Below are 15,760 nucleotides of genomic sequence, written 5' to 3'. Positions count from 1 at the left end.
CACGAGCACACACTCTACTGTCCGCGTGGCCGACTCACGCCCGGCAGACGGCAAGCATGTGTGCGGACATGTCGACGGCGGTCCGGTCCGTACGGAGTTCGTCGACGAGCGCTCGCACACCGGCCCGCTGGTGCGCTGACAGCTCGTCAGCGGTCCCCCGGAGCGGGGCGGCGGCGAGTACTGACGCCAGCCCTTCCAGCCCGACCAGCGTCTCGACGGTTACTCCGCCCGCCTCTAACAGCGCCTCGAACTCGTCGGCGCGGAAGAAATGGGTCTCGGTGAACGCCGCGTCGTGCCCGAGTTGCGCCACGAACGGGCGGTCGTAATCGCCCGTCTCAGCGAGTTCGGCCGCATTGACGAGGTGTTCCGACTCGCCGACCAGCGAGAGCACCAGCCAATTGAGCCGCCCCATGACGGACGCGAACACCGGACTCCCGGCTTTTGTTACCCGACGGACCTCCCGTACGGCGGCCGCCCGTTCGTCGGCGTCAAGCACATGCGAAAGCGGCCCACCCAGACACAGCGTCGCGTCGAATACGTCCCGGTCGAACCCGAGGTCGCGTACGTCGCCCGCCCCGACGGTCACCCGCTCCTCGTGTCCGTGTTCGGCGACTTTCTCCCGTGCGATAGCCCGCTGGCCCTCGCTTGGGTCGACGAGCGTGACATCGTATCCCTGTCCGGCCAGCCAGACGGCGTACCGACCAGCCCCGCCGCCTACGTCGAGGACGTGTCCCGTGTCGGGAAGGTTGGCTTCGAGCTGTTCGACGGTTCCCGTCCACTCTAACTGCCCGTGTAGCGTGGCTGCCAGGCGGTCCCACTCGCTCTCGTCGTTCTCGTCGTAGTAGTCCTCGGGGTCGCTGAGAGGCACGCTTGCGCACTGTCAGCCGGCCGGGTTAATTCTTGGCCAGCAGTGTGGGGCGCTCACAACGACCAGCCACACGGCGACCCCGCAAATGTGGCCACGTCTCACCCGCTTTCGCTCCCCCATAGAAACGCCTTTGCCGTCGCGGAACTGCGACTGTGACGTGCCATCCCGAACCGACAGCGAGCCGACTGTGGCGGTCGCGGAGGTACTCCCCGACTTTGCCGACGCCTTCCCCTTCGAGGAGTTCAACCGGATGCAGTCGGCGGCCCTGCCGGCCCTGCTGAACCGCGACGACAATGTCGTCGTCAGCGCGCCGACGGCCAGCGGGAAGACGGCGCTGGCTGAACTGGCCATCTGCAAGACGCTCGCCGAGGACGGGACCGCGCTGTTTCTCGCGCCGCTACGCGCACTCACAAACGAGAAGGAAAGCGAGTGGGAGCGCTTCGAGGAGTTGGGCTACTCCGTCTACGTCGTCACCGGCGAGCGAGACCTGAACCCCCGCCGCGCCGAGCGGGCCGACATCCTCGTGATGACGCCGGAGAAGGCCGACTCGGCCACCCGGAAACACGAAACGAGCCGCTACTCGTTCATCACTGACGTGGACTGCTGTGTCATCGACGAGGTCCACCTGCTGGATTCGGACCGGCGGGGGGCGGTGCTCGAAGTCACCGTCTCGCGGCTCCGCCGGCTCTGTGACCCGCGGGTCGTGGCGCTGTCGGCGACGATGCCGAACATCGACGACGTGGCCGACTGGCTCGACGCCCCCGAGGAGACGACCTTCGCCTTCGGCGAGGAGTACCGGCCCGTGCCGCTGAACGCCGACGTGAAGACCTACTCCCACGGCGAGAACGCCTTCGCCGACAAGTACCGGCGGCTCTACCGGGCGCTTGACCTCGCCGAGCCACACATCCGCGAGGAGGGCCAGGCGCTCGTGTTCGTCTCCTCGCGCCAGGACACGGTGCAGGCCGCGAAGAAGGCCCGCGACGAAATTGTCGAGCGAGATATCCCGATGGGTGCACGCGGGGACTACGATTTCCACAACGACGCCGCCGACCTCTCGAACGACACGCTCCGCCAGTCCGTACTGGACGGCGTGGGCTTTCACCACGCCGGCCTCGCGCGCGAGGACAAAAACAAAGTCGAGCAGTGGTTCAAGGAGGGGAAGATTCAGCTGCTCTTCTCGACCTCGACGCTGGCGTGGGGCGTGAACCTCCCCGCCCGCTGTGTCGTCATCCGCGACACCAAACTCCACGATCCCCTGGAGGGCGAGGTCGACATGAGTCCCCTTGACGTGCTCCAGATGCTCGGCCGCGCGGGCCGGCCCGGCTACGACGACATGGGGTACGCCTGGGTCGTCTGTGACCGCTCGGACGCCGACAAGTACCGCCGCCTGCTCCGGGACGGCAAGGAAATCGAGTCCCGACTCGCGGCGGAACTCGACGCCCACCTGAACGCCGAAATCGCGCTCGGGACCATCGACGACGTGGACGACGTGATGGACTGGCTCGCCACGACCTTTTATTACGCCCGCTCGCAGTCAGCCCCCGACGAGTACGACGCCGGCAGCGACCTCCGAAACCGGGTCAGTGACACGCTTTCCGCACTCGTCGACGAGGGCTTCGTCGAACAGGATGGCCTCAACGTCGAACCGACGCGGCTCGGCCAGCTAGCCTCGAAGTTCTACCTCCGACTCTCGACTGCGCGCCGGTTCGCGGACGTCGCCGAGCGCTGCCAGGACGCCGCCGACCCGGACTCCGCTGTCTCCGTTGACGCGGACGACCTGCTGACCGCGGTGGCCGGCGCGACGGAGTTCGACAGCGTCAGCGCCCGCTCCGACGAGGAGGACGCCGTCCACGCAGTTCTGGGAGACAGCGTCGACGACAGTCTCGACGCCGGCCAGCGGAAGGTGCTGGCTATCCTCCGCTCGGGCATGACCGGGACGACGCCCACGGAACTCAAAAGCGACGCGTGGGTCATCCGCCAGAACGCCCTTCGCCTGCTCGCGGCGATGCGGGAGTTCGTCGACACGCTGGGGCCGGCCCGCTACGCGAACCTGGCCTGTCGGGCCGAGGCCCGCGTCGAACACGGTATCAGCGCCGACGCTGTTGGGCTGACCGCCATCGACGGCGTCGGCAGCGGCCGTGCTGGTAAACTCGCCGCTGCGGGGCTCACGTCACCCGCCGACGTGGTCGAAGTCGGCGAAGACGGCCTCGTCCGGGCCGGACTCTCCGAGGGCGTCGCCGAGCAGGTGCTGGCGAACGCGCGGGACCTCCCCGTCGTCTCCATCGACTGGGGCGATTTCCCCGACACAATCGCGCCCGGCGACAACGATATGCGGGAGGTAACGGTCGAAAACACCGGGGGCAGCGCCCGCGCGGGCCTGCGGGTCACGGTCAACGGGCGTGAGATGACCGCCAAGCCGTCGTATCTCGGCGAGGCCACGCTTCCGGTGGCCGTCTTCGGCGCGGACGCGGACGAACTCACGTTCACCGTCGAGGTCGCGTTCCCCGCGCTGCCGCTCCCGACGATTACCGAAACCCGATCCGTGCTGGTCCGGTAATCGACGTTTCGACTGTCTCTCTGAAACGCGCTCAGATAGCTCGGTAAAATTTACAAAGCTATCTAAAAGCGTTACAGCGCTCCGTGAAACATCGCTGAAAGGTGCTGAAATCCGGTTAACATTCCGAAAAGAGCACGAATTATCCCCAAGGGTCTGGCGTTTATATGGGGGTATGGGTTCTTACGAAGAAGTGAGGAAGCCCACAATGTCCAGTGCATCGCCCTTCCGTTCCCCGATGGAAGCCGCCCCCAGTAGCCTTAGCCTCCGGTCACTCACTCGTCCCCTGCAATTCATCGCGTTCTGGCTGGCTATCGTCACGCCGCTGGCATATCCGCCGCTGCTGCTGGGCGGGCTGGACAGTCAGAGCTTCCTCATCTTCGTGGGTGTCGTTGCCCTCAACGTCTTCGGCCTGCTGGCGGGCCGAGGATACGGTGACCCCGCCTGACCTGGCCGGGTCTTTCCCCTCCGCGCCGGCATTTCACGCTGTTTTGTGACGCTCGAATCTCTGCACACCGTACTAACACCCGAACAGTATCGCTTCCCGGTCTCCGGCCCAGTTCCATACCGGATAGCTATTCGCTCCGCTTTTGAGTCGCCCCGCTATCTCAAAGAGACGGTACTCGGCTGTTATACACCGCCTAACAGCACCTCGCGTAGTGTCGCGGCGTCGTCCGCGATCTCGTGGACCATCGACAGGTCCGTCTCGTCGCCGTCGCCCCGGAATCCGACGGTCGTCATCCCGGCGGCGACGGCGGCGCGTGCGCCCGCGGTGGAGTCTTCGACGGCCCAGCAGTCCTCGGGCACGACGCCGAGTTCTGCCGCGCCCCGCTCGTAGATGTCCGGCTCCGGCTTGCCGGGGCCGTCGATGTCGCCGGCACTGATGGCGACGTCGAACTTCGAGAGGAGGTCGAAGCGCTCGTCGGCCACGTCGATCCAGGCCCACGGCGCGGATGTCGTCAGCGCTAGCGCGACGCCGGCGTCCCGAAGGTCGTCGAGCAACTCGTGCGCCCCATCGAGGAAGGCCGCCTCTTCGCCGTAAATCCGCTCGCCGTGCTCCTCGAACAGGCCCTCGAATACCTCGCGGCTGATTTCGAGGTCGTACTCGGCGTCGAGGTCTGGATACACTTCCCGGTAGTTCCGACCGGTAATGGCGGCGACAGGGATGTCGTCGTTCGGTGCGGCCGTCGGAAGAATGTCCTCGCGCTGGGCACGGACCCAGTGCTCTTCGGACTGGACGAGCACGCCGTCCATATCGAAACAGACTGCCGCCGGTGGTTCGCTCATTGCCTCCCTGTCGCTCGGCGACGGCTTTGGCTGTTCCGACTCCGGGAGCGACGACCGCGCTACGAAGCCCCGTCGGCCGACTGAGGGTTTAAGTACCGGAACCCGGCCAGGTCGGCCCATGCACGACGGAACCCGTGTGATAGCTGGCGAGTGTACGACCGTTTTCGAGGGAACGCGCGAGCGGGAGCAGCGCGGCGACGTGCTCGTCGTCGTCAAACCGGACAATACCGTCCTCGTTCACGATGCCGAAGGGTATCAGCCGGTCGCGTGGCTCACGCGCGCCGAAAGCGTCACCATCGACGACGGCGCGGTGACCGCCCGCGACGGCGACGAACTCCTCCGGGTGGTCCCCCACGAGGAACACGGCAGTGCCCGCTATCCGGCCTCGAACGCCGGTGTCCCGGTGCGTGACTGCCCCGACTGCACCGGAACGCTGGTCCGCACCCGAAGCGACGTCACCTGTACCGGCTGTGACGCCGCCTACGGGATTCCGAGTGATGCCGCGGTCACCGGCGGCCGCTGTGACGACTGCGGGCTCCCTACGCTTCGGGTGGAACGCGGGCGGGCCTTCGAACTGTGTCTCGACCGGGACTGTGACTCGCTGGACGACGCTGTCACCGCGGCCTTCGACCGCGAGTGGGACTGTCCCAACTGCGACGGTGACCTGTTGATGCTCCGCCGCGGCGGCCTGCTCGCCGGCTGTGAGCACTACCCCGATTGTGACACCGGCTTCTCGATGCCGTCCGGCGTCGTCGTCGGCGACTGTGACTGTGGCCTGCCGCTGTTCGAAACTGCCGGGGGAACGCGGTGTCTGGACAGCACCTGTTCGGAACTGGGGTGAGGTTTCAAGCCTGTGTTTGCTGGGGGTACAGTTCTGAACCTCCTGAAAGTCTACTTAGCCAGTATTACCCAACCGACACTAGGTGGGACTGAAAGGGCGAGACGCTGGAGGAAGGCGGCTGGTTCAAGCACCGCAGCGAAGCGAGGAGCGCAGACCGGCCCCCGACTCCAGCGTCTCGGGCTTTCTGGCCCTTTGTGTCCACGACTGTGAAAACAGACCGGACCCGCAGGGGCTTTGTCGCCGCGGGAGCCACGTCAGGGCATGGAACTGACGCTCGACGGTGATGTCGTGCGGGCCGGCTACGAGGCGCGCGAGCGGTTCTACGACTCGCGGGGCTACGGCCAGGTCCGTAGCGGCGACATCGACCTAGCCCCGGTGGAGGCCGCACACCTCCTCTACCGCGGGGACATCGAAAGTATCGACGGGATGGACTTCCGGGCCTTCCTGGGGTCGGCGGCCGTCTCCGAGGTCGACTTTGCCGTCTACAAGGACCTGCGGGACCGCGGCTTCTACCTCACGCCGGCCCGCGAGGGCTGGGTCGACGACGACGCGGGCACGGACTTCGTGGTCTACCCGCGCGGGAAGGGGCCGTGGGATAACGAGGTGGCCTACCGGGTCCGGGTTGTCGGCGAGCGCGACACCGTCGCCGCCGCTGACCTCGGCGACTGCGTTCTTGCGGTCGTCGACGAGGAGAGTGAGGTCACGTACCTCGACACCGACCAGCGCGGCGTCGAGGGGACTAGCGACGCCGTCGTCCCGGCGACGGATGGGGAACTGCTCGCCGAGCGGGTGGTGTGTTGGGAGCCGCCAGCGGAACTGTACGAGCAGGCGTTCTACGGCCAGCAACTCGGCGACGACGGTGCAGTCCAGCTCTCGCTCGTGGAAGCCGCGTATCTCGCACAGGAAGGTCTGCTCATGGTCGACGGCGGGGCCGACGCCATCGTCGAGCGGGGTCGCGAGGTCGAAGGCGACCGGTTCGACCGCCGGCTGGCCGTCTACGCCGCCTTGCGCGCCAGCGGCGTCGCGCCGAAGACCGGCTTCAAGTTCGGTGCGGACTTCCGGACCTACGCCGATGTCGAGAGCGCCGAGAACCTCGGGCACTCGGAGCTCCTCGTCCGAGTGCTGCCGGCCGGCCACCGGTTCGAGCCGCGGGACCTCGCGCTGGACGTGCGCCTGGCCCACGGCGTCCGGAAGACGATGGTGTTCGCGCTCACGGCGGACGGCGGCGACATTGAGTGGGTGGCTGTGGAGCGACTGACGCCCTGATTCGCTCACAGCCCAACAGTTGGTTGCACATCCGCCGATACGCCGCGTGACGTGGCGAACCGAAACGAACCCTTTTTGCGCCGACCGGGACCAAAGCACCTGTAACGTGGCTCACCGCGAGCCCACCACAGCCATGACAACGGACGACTCCCACCACGACGACGCATCGCCCGACGAGGACCGCCGCCAGTCGGGTGCACAGTGGCGGGGGTCCGACGCGCTCTCCGGCGGCGAGCCGGTTCTCCCGGACGGCGGCACTGAGGCCGAAGGAGCCGACGAGGCGACGCTCGACCCGTGGGGCTCCTCGACCATCGCCGACTACCGCAAACTGTTCGAGCAGTTCGGCATCGAGGAGTTCGACGAGGTGCTCCCCGAAGTCCCCAACCCTCACTACCTGATGCGCCGGGGCGTCATCTTCGGCCACCGGGACTACCGACCGGTCGCCGAAGCGATGCGCAACGACGACCCCTTCGCCGCGCTGTCGGGGTTCATGCCGACCGGCGACCCCCACATCGGCCACAAGCTAGTCTTCGACGAGATCATCTGGCATCAACAGCAGGGCGGGGACGCCTACGCGCTCATCGCGGACCTCGAAGCCCACAGCGCCCGCGGGCTCTCGTGGGATGAAATCGACGAGCACGCGACGGACTACATCCTCTCGCTGCTCGCGCTCGGGTTCGACCCCGACGAGGGGACGCTGTACCGCCAGTCCGACAACCGCGAGGTGCAGGATCTGGCGTTCGAACTCGGTGCGGAGGCGAACTTCTCGGAACTGCAGGCCATCTACGACTTCGACGGCGAGACGGACGTCTCCCACATGCAGTCGGTCGTCACCCAGATGGCCGACATCCTCTACCCGCAACTGGACGGGCCGAAGCCGACGGTCATCCCTGTCGGCCCGGACCAGGACCCCCACATGCGGCTGGCCCGGGACCTCGCCGCGCGGATGCGGTTCTTCGGCGTGACGGAGGCCTTCGCCAGCTTCGAGGCCGACGCCGTCGAGCGGACGCTGCTCCGGCAGGCCTACGATGCTCGGGAGGAGTACGCCGAGGACGTCGACCGGCCCCGCTGTGGCGAGGCTGCCGACTGGCTCCGCGACCACCAGCCCGCGCCCGCCGACGCCCGCGAGTCCGTCGTCGCCAAACTCGACGAGGCGGGGAAGGAACCGCTCCGCCCGCGTATCCGCTTCCTCGACCGCAACGCCACCGACGGAGCCTTCGAGGCGCTCATCGAGGCCATCGACGGCGAGAAGCGGGTGTACGACGAGCACATCGACACGTTCGACCTCGACTACGCCGAGGCCGAGGAACTGGCCCGGCAGGTCGAACTCGACAACGGCGGCTACGGCTTCCAGCCGCCGTCCTCCATCTACCACCGGTTCATGACCGGCCTCACCGGCGGGAAAATGTCCTCCTCGATTCCCGCCTCGCACATCTCCTTGCTCGACGACCCGGAGGACGGCTACGACAAGGTCAAGTCGGCGACCACCGGCGGTCGCTCCACAGCCGAGGAACAGCGCGAGAAGGGTGGGAAAGCCGACGAATGCCCGGTGTACGAGCTGTACGCCTACCTGCTCTCGGGTGACGACGACGAGTTCGCCAAGGAAGTGTACGACGAGTGCGTCGGCGGCGAGCGCCTCTGTGGGGGCTGCAAGGAGCAGGCAGCCGAACTGATGGCCGAGTTCCTCGAAGACCATCAGGAGAAACGCGAAGAGTGGGAGGACAAGCTCGACGAACTCGATATCGACCTCGACTCCGACCGCGCGCCGACGAGCGCGGACTGACTACCGGGTCGAGACACCCCATCTCGTGTCGGGACGAGTACACGCGCAACGCTTTTAGCCGCTAATCACAATCGCTCAGATATGGCACCCGAATCCCACCGTGCCGGCGTCGCTCGCCAGCTATCCGACAGTCCGGGGTTCGGCTTCTTTTTCACTGCCTGACCGTGCGTGGACTCTGACGGCGTCGAGAGGCGTAGTCGGACGAAACCGCGAGCAGGAAGTGAGAACCGTTAACTGAGCGACCCGCGGTTATCCCCACAAGACCGAGACACCCGTATGAAACGACCACAGGCACAGGTGGCCGTCCTGCAGGCCGCCGACGCACAGGAAGACAGGCGTATCGACGACGTGGCCGCAGACGCAGACCTCAAACCGGAAGCGGCCACCAGAGCGGCGTTCGAACTCGAAGCCGACGGGCTGGTGTCCGTCGCTGAGGAGACGCTGGAACACTACGAACTCACCGACGAGGGCGACCAGTACGTCCGCGAGAGCCTGCCCGAACAGGACCTCTACGAGGCAGCTATCGACGCTGGCGCTGCCGACGGACCAGTCCAGATGGGACAGGCCATTGGCGCGTCCGGCCTCGAGGGCGGCGCGGTCGACATCGCGCTCTCGAACTACGCCCGCAAAGCCTACGGCGAGATCGATAGCGGCGAGATCACGGCCAACCCGGACGCCGATCCCGGGTCCGATCCCGAGATGTTGGCGCTGGAGGCCGTCGCAGATGGACGCGTCGAAGACGCCGACGCGGACGCGCTCGACCAGCTGGAACGGCGTGGCCTCCTCAATGTCCGTGAGGAGACCGTCCGCTCGGTCCAACTCACCGACGACGGCGTCACCGCGCTGATGGAGGGCGTCGAAGCCGCCGAGACCGTCGACCAGCTCACCCCCGAGCTGCTCACCAGCGGTGAGTGGGAAGACGTGGCCTTCACCGAGTACAACGTCGAGGCCGACGCCGAGGACGTGAGCCACGGCAAGGAACACATCCTCCGCCAGACGGCCAACCGCGTGAAGGACACGCTCGTCGGCATGGGCTTCTCCGAGATGGAAGGCCCCCACGCCGACGCCCAGTTCTGGATCAACGACTGCCTGTTCATGCCACAGGACCACCCGGCGCGAACCCACTGGGACCAGTTCGCGCTGGAAGAACCCGAGGAAATCGGTGAACTCCCCGAAGACCTCGTCGAGCGGGTCCGCTCGGCGCACAAGGAGGGTGTTGGCCCCGACGGCGAGGGGTATCACTCGCCGTGGACCGAGGACATCGCCCGCGGGATGGACCTCCGTGGCCACACTACCTCGCTGTCGATGCGCTACCTCTCGGGCCATCAGGTCGGTGAGTTGGACCCACCGGAGCGCTACTTCAGCGTCGAGAAGGTGTACCGCAACGACACGCTCGACCCGACGCACCTGCTCGAGTTCTTCCAGATCGAGGGCTGGGTGATGGCCGAGGACCTCTCCGTGCGGGACCTGATGGGGACGTTCACGGAGTTCTACGAGCAGTTCGGCATCACCGACCTGGAGTTCAAGCCCCACTACAACCCCTACACTGAGCCGAGCTTCGAACTGTTCGGCACCCACCCCGAGACCGGCGAGGTCGTCGAGGTCGGCAACTCCGGAATCTTCCGCGACGAGGTGCTTACGCCGCTTGGCGTCGACTGCGACGTGATGGCGTGGGGCCTCTCGCTCGAACGACTACTCATGCTCATGTACGGCTTCGAGGACATCCGCGACGTGCACGGGACGCTGTGTGACCTTGAACTGCTGCGGGAAACGGAGGTGATGCGCTGATGCCGGTCGTCGACGTCGACCCCGACGAACTGCGGTATCTGACCGGCCACAGCGAGAAAGACGACGACGAACTCAAGTCGGACCTGTTCAATCTCGGGCTGGAGTTCGAGGGCTGGACCGAGGACGACGAGTTCCAACTGGAGTTCGCCCCGGACCGACTGGACCGCCTCTCCGTCGAGGGGGTCGCGCGCTCGCTGCGCTACCACTACGGCGACGACCGCGGCGTGGAGGTCCCCAACACGAACAGCGCCGACTGGACCATCGAGGTTGAGGACCAGCCCGACGAACGCCCGTACGTGACCGGCGCTATCGTCCGCGGGCTGGACATGGACGAGGCCGCGCTGGAGTCGCTCATCCAGCTGCAGGAGAAACTCCACGCGACGATGGGCCGCAAGCGGGCGAAAGGCGCGATTGGGGTCCACGACCTCACAATGTTGAAAGGCGACTCGGTCACGGACGAGACGGGCAAGTCTATCACCTACACCAGCGCCGACCCCGACGAGGCGACGTTCGTTCCGCTGGACGCCGATGCGGAGATGACTCCCAGCGAGGTCATGGCGTCCCACGAGACCGGCCAGACCTACGGCGACCTCGTGGCCGACTTCGACCGCGTACCGGCCATCTACGACGCCATCGGGCTGTTCTCGTTCCCGCCGGTCATCAACGGCCGTCGGACCGAGGTCAGCGTCGACTCCCGGGACCTGTTCATCGAGATGACCGGGACCGACCAGTGGACCATCGACCACATGTGTAACATCGTCTGCTACGCGCTCGCCGCCCGCGGCGGCCAGGTCGAGAAAGTCGACGTGGCATACGCCGACGATGCGCCCGGCGAATACGCCGGCAAGACGCTGGAGCGTCCTGACTTCTCTGTCCGGACGAAGACGGTCACCCACGACCGCATCGAATCCATCCTCGGCGTCTCGCTGGACAGCCGCGAGGTAATCGACTACGCCGAGCGGGCCGGCCTCGACGCGACCGAAACGGAATCCGACGACGGCGTGGCCTACGAGGTTGAGGTTCCGCCCTACCGCGTCGACGTCATCCACCCGCTGGATATCATCGACGACATCGGCCGCGCGCTCGGGTTCAACAGCCTCGAACCGACCTACCCCGACGTGTCGACTGTCGGCGGTCGCCACGAGCGGTCCCGGCTTGAGGACGCCGCCCGCGACGCTCTGGTTGGGTTGGGCTTCGAGGACCTGCTGAACTTCCACATGATAAACGAGGCCGAGAACTTCGAGCGGATGGGGTTGTCGGTCCCACGGACCGACGAACAGGCGAGCGGTGGCAACCGCGAGCAGGCCGTCGGCGAGGCCGACCCGGTCACCATCCAGGAGCCCTACAGCGAGGACTACACCATCCTCCGGACGTGGGCGCTCCCCTCCGTCATGATGGTGCTGGAGAACAACACTCACCGGAGCTACCCGCAGGACCTCGCCGAAATCGGGCTGGCCGCCGGCCTCGACGACTCGGAGAACACCGGCGTCGCCGAGCACCGCACCGTCGCGGCCGCGCTCGCGCGTACGGACGCCTCTTACGAGGACGCCAAGGCCCGCCTGCAGGCGCTCGCCGACGCCTTCGACAAGGACCTCGAAACGCCCCCGACCACGCATCCGTCGTTCATCGACGGCCGCGCCGCCGAGGTCGTCCTCGACGGCGAGTCAGTCGGCGTCATCGGAGAGGTTCATCCCAAGGTACTCGTCGAGCATGACCTGGAACTGCCAGTGGCGGCCTTCGAGTTCCGACTGGACGCGCTGGAGTAACGCGAGCGGTTGGCCTATCGCTCGTCCGGATACACGTACTCCACGTCGCTTGGCTTCCCGGCCTCCTCTTCGTCGGTCTCGATGACGACGGTTGAGGAGAGCTTGTTGAACAGCCGAAGCCCTTCTTCTTCGTACACCAGCCAGCCGACGAGGATGTCTATCGGAAGCAGGAACGCCTTCCCGAAGCTCTCGATGGCTGCCGTGCCGTAATCGATGGCGTTGCCGCGTTCGTCCGTGACGGCGATGTTCATCACCATCTTCCCGACCGACTGGCCCTGCCGGCCTTCGAGAGCTGTCCAGTAAACGAACAGGCCGAGTCCGTTCAGGCCGGTGAACGGCGTGGTCACTGAGAGGCTGCCGGTAAGGAGCGAGAACACGCCAGCGGCCTCGCCTAGTGCGGAAAGGACGACACCGACGAGCAGGACGTCGAGGAGCCAGGCGAGAAAGCGGTCGTCCCAGGAGGCGATGTGCAGGGTGCGGCGACTGTCATCCATGCTGGCGGTTCGCCGCAACTATACTTCAAGATTCGCCGGCTACAGGTCCGCGCCGACGGCGTCCGCGACCGAGTCGAAGCCGTCCTCCGCGAGCAGGTCGAGCAGCCCCTCGTTGATTTCGCGAGCGATGGACGGACCGCGGTACACCAGGCCGGTGTACAGTTGGACGAGCGAGGCTCCGGCGCGGATCTTCCTGTACGCGCCCTCCGGTGTCGAGACGCCGCCGACGCCGACGACGGGCACGTCGACACGCTCGGCGACGAACCGCACCATCTCGGTCGCCTGGTTTTCGATCGGCTTCCCGGAAAGGCCACCCGTCTCGACCGCGTTCGGCGAGCGTAAGCTGGCGGGCCGTTCCGTCGTCGTATTCGTCGCAACGACGCCGTCCAGGTCGAGTTCGGTTACCAGGTCCAGCGCGTCCTCGACTGCCGGCTCGGGGAGGTCAGGCGAAAGCTTCACGAGCAGCGGGGCCGCGCCCGCGTTCTGGAGTTCGCCGAGGATGGCTTCCATCGCGTCGCGGTTCTGGAGCTCCTCGAATCCTTCCGAGTTGGGACAGGAGACGTTGACGACGAAGAAGTCCCCGCCTTCGGCGACGTGTTCGTACGTGGTCCGGTAGTCCTCGGGGGCCTCGCTCGTTCCGACGTGTTCCGTCTTAGCGATGTTGACGCCGACCGGGAACGGCGCATCGACGTTCTTCAGCCGCTCGCCGATGACGATGGCCCCGTCGTTGTTCAGGCCCATTCGGTTGATGATGGCCTCGTCCTCCCTGAGCCGGAACATCCGCGGGCGGGCGTTGCCGGCCTGTGGCTCGGCCGTGACGCCGCCGACCTCGGCGAAGCCGAAGCCGAGCGACGCCAGCGCTCCGGGGATGGTCGCGTTCTTGTCGAAGCCGGCCGCGACCCCAACTGGGTTGTCGAAGGTCTGGTCGAACGCCTCTACTGCGAGTCGGTCGTCAGCGACGGTGTAGCGGTCGGCCATCGCCTCGGCGACCCGCGTTCCGTCGACTGCTTCCAGCAGTCGGTGGACGCTCCGGTTGGCAGTTTCGGCTGGCAGTGAAAACAGGAGTGGTTTCGCGATATCGTAGGGTCTCATTGTGATGGTAGTCCGGTTGGCCCGAAAAACAGTGGTGATCGGTTGATATCGGGCGATGGCTCCGGCATCTCCGCCCGGTGGCACTGTGTCACCGTCGATGGTGCCTCAAAAGTCGTGTTCGACCTCTTCGGGGTCGGCCTTCTGGATGATAATCTTGTTGTCACGGACGCGAACGAACACCTCGTCGCCGATCTCCATCCCGGCCACGGCCAGCTCGTCTTCGTGAATGTTGATATGTACGTTGTGGTACTCGCCGTCCTCATCTTTGGCGCCACTCGGGCTGAGCTTCTTCTTTCGCACCATCGCGCTATCCTACTCCGCACTTCACCGCAGGATACACTTAAGTCTACCGTGCCGCCGGTCGCTGGCTGGCGGTTTTGTGGACGCGCGTGACGATTTCAGTCCGAATATTTGCCTTGAATCGGCCGGTTTCGGAGGTCGAAACACCACGCGACGGCATCAGTGTATAAAAGCATCCCCCGACGGAGGGCGGATTGGGGGGTATATTTATGTTCTGCCATGTGCTGAATTGGCATGGAGCGGTGAAATCCATGGCACCCGACAGTGACAAGCGCAACTTCGCACTGCGCGAAGACGGTGACGAATCGAGCGTCTTCTCGGGCGGAACACCTCGACAGGCTGCGCTGAAGGCAGCACGTCGACTCGAGCCGGCCGACGGTGAAGATCAGGCTGACCCTGAGGAGATACGACTACGGGAGAAAGGAACCCACAAAGTCCACATCTACGAGGCGTGGGCATGGGTCGAGGAGGCACCCGACGACAAACCCGACTGGATGCCCGGCGACATCACGAAAGGGAACGTCTCGAAGCAGGGCGTCGAACACCTAGACGAGATCTAGGTCGCATTCCCGACATTTTCGGTGCAACGCCCGGTCGGTAGCGGCTGCTGAACTGTTCGTGCGCGCGCGGAGTCGACGTCTGTTTCGGCGTCCCATTCCCGACACGCCGTACTGACCGTCTGCAGTCGTGTGCAACACTCTCCCCCGTGTAATCTTGTCCCGTAGGCGACTCCCTTCGACGGGGTTAAGTGTGGCTCACCCATCGGAATGAAATGCGAACGCGGTCAGGGGCCGACGCCCCCGAACGAACGCACTCGTTCCGATGCCCTTAAGTGTAATAGAGCACTCGGAATGAACGCGAAGGTCGCTCGCGTCGTGCGGTTCGACGCGAGCCCGATCCGATGCCCTTAAGTGTAACAGGGCGCTCGGAATGAACGCGAACGACGTTCGGTCGGGGTGTTGAACCCCTGCCGATACGGACCAGGCGGGGCCGGCTCGCCAACGAAACTCGAAGCCTTTATGGTGGCTTCGAGACAACAATCAGGTCCGAAGAAATGAGGATTCCACCCCTGCGGTCCGCCGTCAAGATGGGATCTGATGTTAGCCCTGATAGTTCGGTGACACTCGGTCGACGGGTGTCCTCGAACACCCTTCGATAGCGACCACACCCATCATATGGGTGTGATCCCGCCTAACCCCCCGGCATTGTGCCGGGATACATTCCGGTTGATCCTGCCGGAGGCCATTGCTATCGGAGTCCGATTTAGCCATGCTAGTCGCACGGGCTTAGACCCGTGGCATATAGCTCAGTAACACGTGGCCAAACTGCCCTACAGACCGCGATAACCTCGGGAAACTGAGGCCAATAGCGGATATAACTCTCATGCTGGAGTGCCGAGAGTTAGAAACGTTCCGGCGCTGTAGGATGTGGCTGCGGCCGATTAGGTAGATGGTGGGGTAACGGCCCACCATGCCGATAATCGGTANGGAGACGGTATCTGAGACAAGATACCGGGCCCTACGGGGCGCAGCAGGCGCGAAACCTTTACACTGCACGACAGTGCGATAGGGGGACTCCGAGTGTGAGGGCATATAGCCCTCGCTTTTCTGTACCGTAAGGTGGTACAGGAACAAGGACTGGGCAAGACCGGTGCCAGCCGCCGCGGTAATACCGGCAGTCCAAGTGATGGCCGATATTATTGGGCCTAAAGCGTCCGTAGC

Annotated in this window: 13 protein-coding genes and 1 rRNA gene; 9 read left to right on the top strand and 5 right to left on the bottom strand. The window is 65.5% G+C overall.

Features of this window, described 5'->3' with window-relative positions; translation table 11 throughout:
* Window positions 1–34: 34 nt before the first annotated feature.
* Complete coding sequence (locus C442_RS00090; RefSeq protein WP_008306886.1) at window positions 35–868, bottom strand: class I SAM-dependent methyltransferase; 834 nt, start codon at window positions 866–868, stop codon at window positions 35–37.
* 187 nt (window positions 869–1,055) lie between these two features.
* Here C442_RS00090 and C442_RS00085 point away from each other — a divergent pair, with 187 nt between their 5' ends.
* Both C442_RS00085 and C442_RS00080 read left to right on the top strand, forming a co-directional pair.
* Window positions 1,056–3,425, top strand: coding sequence for a DEAD/DEAH box helicase (locus tag C442_RS00085; protein ID WP_008306885.1), 2,370 nt, complete (start codon window positions 1,056–1,058; stop codon window positions 3,423–3,425).
* 205 nt (window positions 3,426–3,630) lie between these two features.
* On the top strand, window positions 3,631–3,870 hold the full coding sequence (locus tag C442_RS00080; RefSeq protein WP_239642241.1) for a hypothetical protein: 240 nt from the start codon (window positions 3,631–3,633) through the stop codon (window positions 3,868–3,870).
* A 182-nt stretch (window positions 3,871–4,052) separates the two neighbouring features.
* Here the strand turns inward: C442_RS00080 and C442_RS00075 are convergent, their stop codons facing one another.
* Entirely contained in the window at window positions 4,053–4,709 is a 657-nt protein-coding gene (locus tag C442_RS00075) for an HAD family hydrolase (protein ID WP_008306883.1), read from the bottom strand.
* 118 nt (window positions 4,710–4,827) lie between these two features.
* Between C442_RS00075 and C442_RS00070 the strand changes: the two genes are divergently transcribed.
* The 5 genes from C442_RS00070 (at window position 4,828) to pheT (ending at window position 12,153) form a co-directional block, all read left to right on the top strand.
* Complete coding sequence (locus C442_RS00070; protein ID WP_008306882.1) at window positions 4,828–5,550, top strand: PDDEXK family nuclease; 723 nt, start codon at window positions 4,828–4,830, stop codon at window positions 5,548–5,550.
* Window positions 5,551–5,811: 261 nt separating this feature from the next.
* Window positions 5,812–6,816: a tRNA-intron lyase gene (endA, locus tag C442_RS00065; protein ID WP_008306881.1), complete on the top strand. Its 1,005-nt coding sequence runs from the start codon at window positions 5,812–5,814 to the stop codon at window positions 6,814–6,816.
* Between the two features lie 133 nt (window positions 6,817–6,949).
* A complete protein-coding gene (locus tag C442_RS00060) occupies window positions 6,950–8,599 on the top strand; it encodes a tryptophan--tRNA ligase (RefSeq protein ID WP_008306880.1) in 1,650 nt (549 codons plus the stop codon).
* Between the two features lie 276 nt (window positions 8,600–8,875).
* On the top strand, window positions 8,876–10,387 hold the full coding sequence (gene pheS / locus C442_RS00055) for a phenylalanine--tRNA ligase subunit alpha (RefSeq protein WP_008306879.1): 1,512 nt from the start codon (window positions 8,876–8,878) through the stop codon (window positions 10,385–10,387).
* Window positions 10,387–12,153 carry a phenylalanine--tRNA ligase subunit beta gene (pheT, locus tag C442_RS00050; protein WP_008306878.1) on the top strand — a complete coding sequence of 589 codons (1,767 nt, stop codon included), beginning with the start codon at window positions 10,387–10,389 and terminating at the stop codon, window positions 12,151–12,153. Before pheS ends, pheT begins: the two co-directional genes overlap by 1 nt.
* Window positions 12,154–12,167: 14 nt before the next feature.
* Here pheT and C442_RS00045 read toward each other — a convergent pair whose 3' ends face one another.
* From C442_RS00045 to C442_RS00035, 3 genes are all read right to left on the bottom strand, one after another.
* Window positions 12,168–12,647, bottom strand: a complete 480-nt coding sequence (locus C442_RS00045) for an RDD family protein (RefSeq protein ID WP_008306877.1) — start codon at window positions 12,645–12,647, stop codon at window positions 12,168–12,170.
* 39 nt (window positions 12,648–12,686) lie between these two features.
* On the bottom strand, window positions 12,687–13,739 hold the full coding sequence (locus C442_RS00040; RefSeq protein ID WP_008306876.1) for a quinone-dependent dihydroorotate dehydrogenase: 1,053 nt from the start codon (window positions 13,737–13,739) through the stop codon (window positions 12,687–12,689).
* A 105-nt stretch (window positions 13,740–13,844) separates the two neighbouring features.
* Window positions 13,845–14,042, bottom strand: coding sequence for a hypothetical protein (locus C442_RS00035; RefSeq protein WP_004516407.1), 198 nt, complete (start codon window positions 14,040–14,042; stop codon window positions 13,845–13,847).
* Between the two features lie 248 nt (window positions 14,043–14,290).
* Here C442_RS00035 and C442_RS00030 point away from each other — a divergent pair, with 248 nt between their 5' ends.
* Both C442_RS00030 and C442_RS00025 read left to right on the top strand, forming a co-directional pair.
* Window positions 14,291–14,599: a non-histone chromosomal MC1 family protein gene (locus C442_RS00030; protein WP_004516406.1), complete on the top strand. Its 309-nt coding sequence runs from the start codon at window positions 14,291–14,293 to the stop codon at window positions 14,597–14,599.
* 659 nt (window positions 14,600–15,258) lie between these two features.
* A 16S ribosomal RNA gene (locus tag C442_RS00025) occupies window positions 15,259–15,760 on the top strand; the annotation flags it as partial.

Origin of the sequence: Haloarcula amylolytica JCM 13557, from assembly GCF_000336615.1 — an archaeon.
Taxonomy (GTDB): domain Archaea; phylum Halobacteriota; class Halobacteria; order Halobacteriales; family Haloarculaceae; genus Haloarcula; species Haloarcula amylolytica.
The sequence above is the reverse complement of the archived record's forward strand: the minus strand, read 5'-3'. Positions and strand labels throughout refer to the sequence as shown.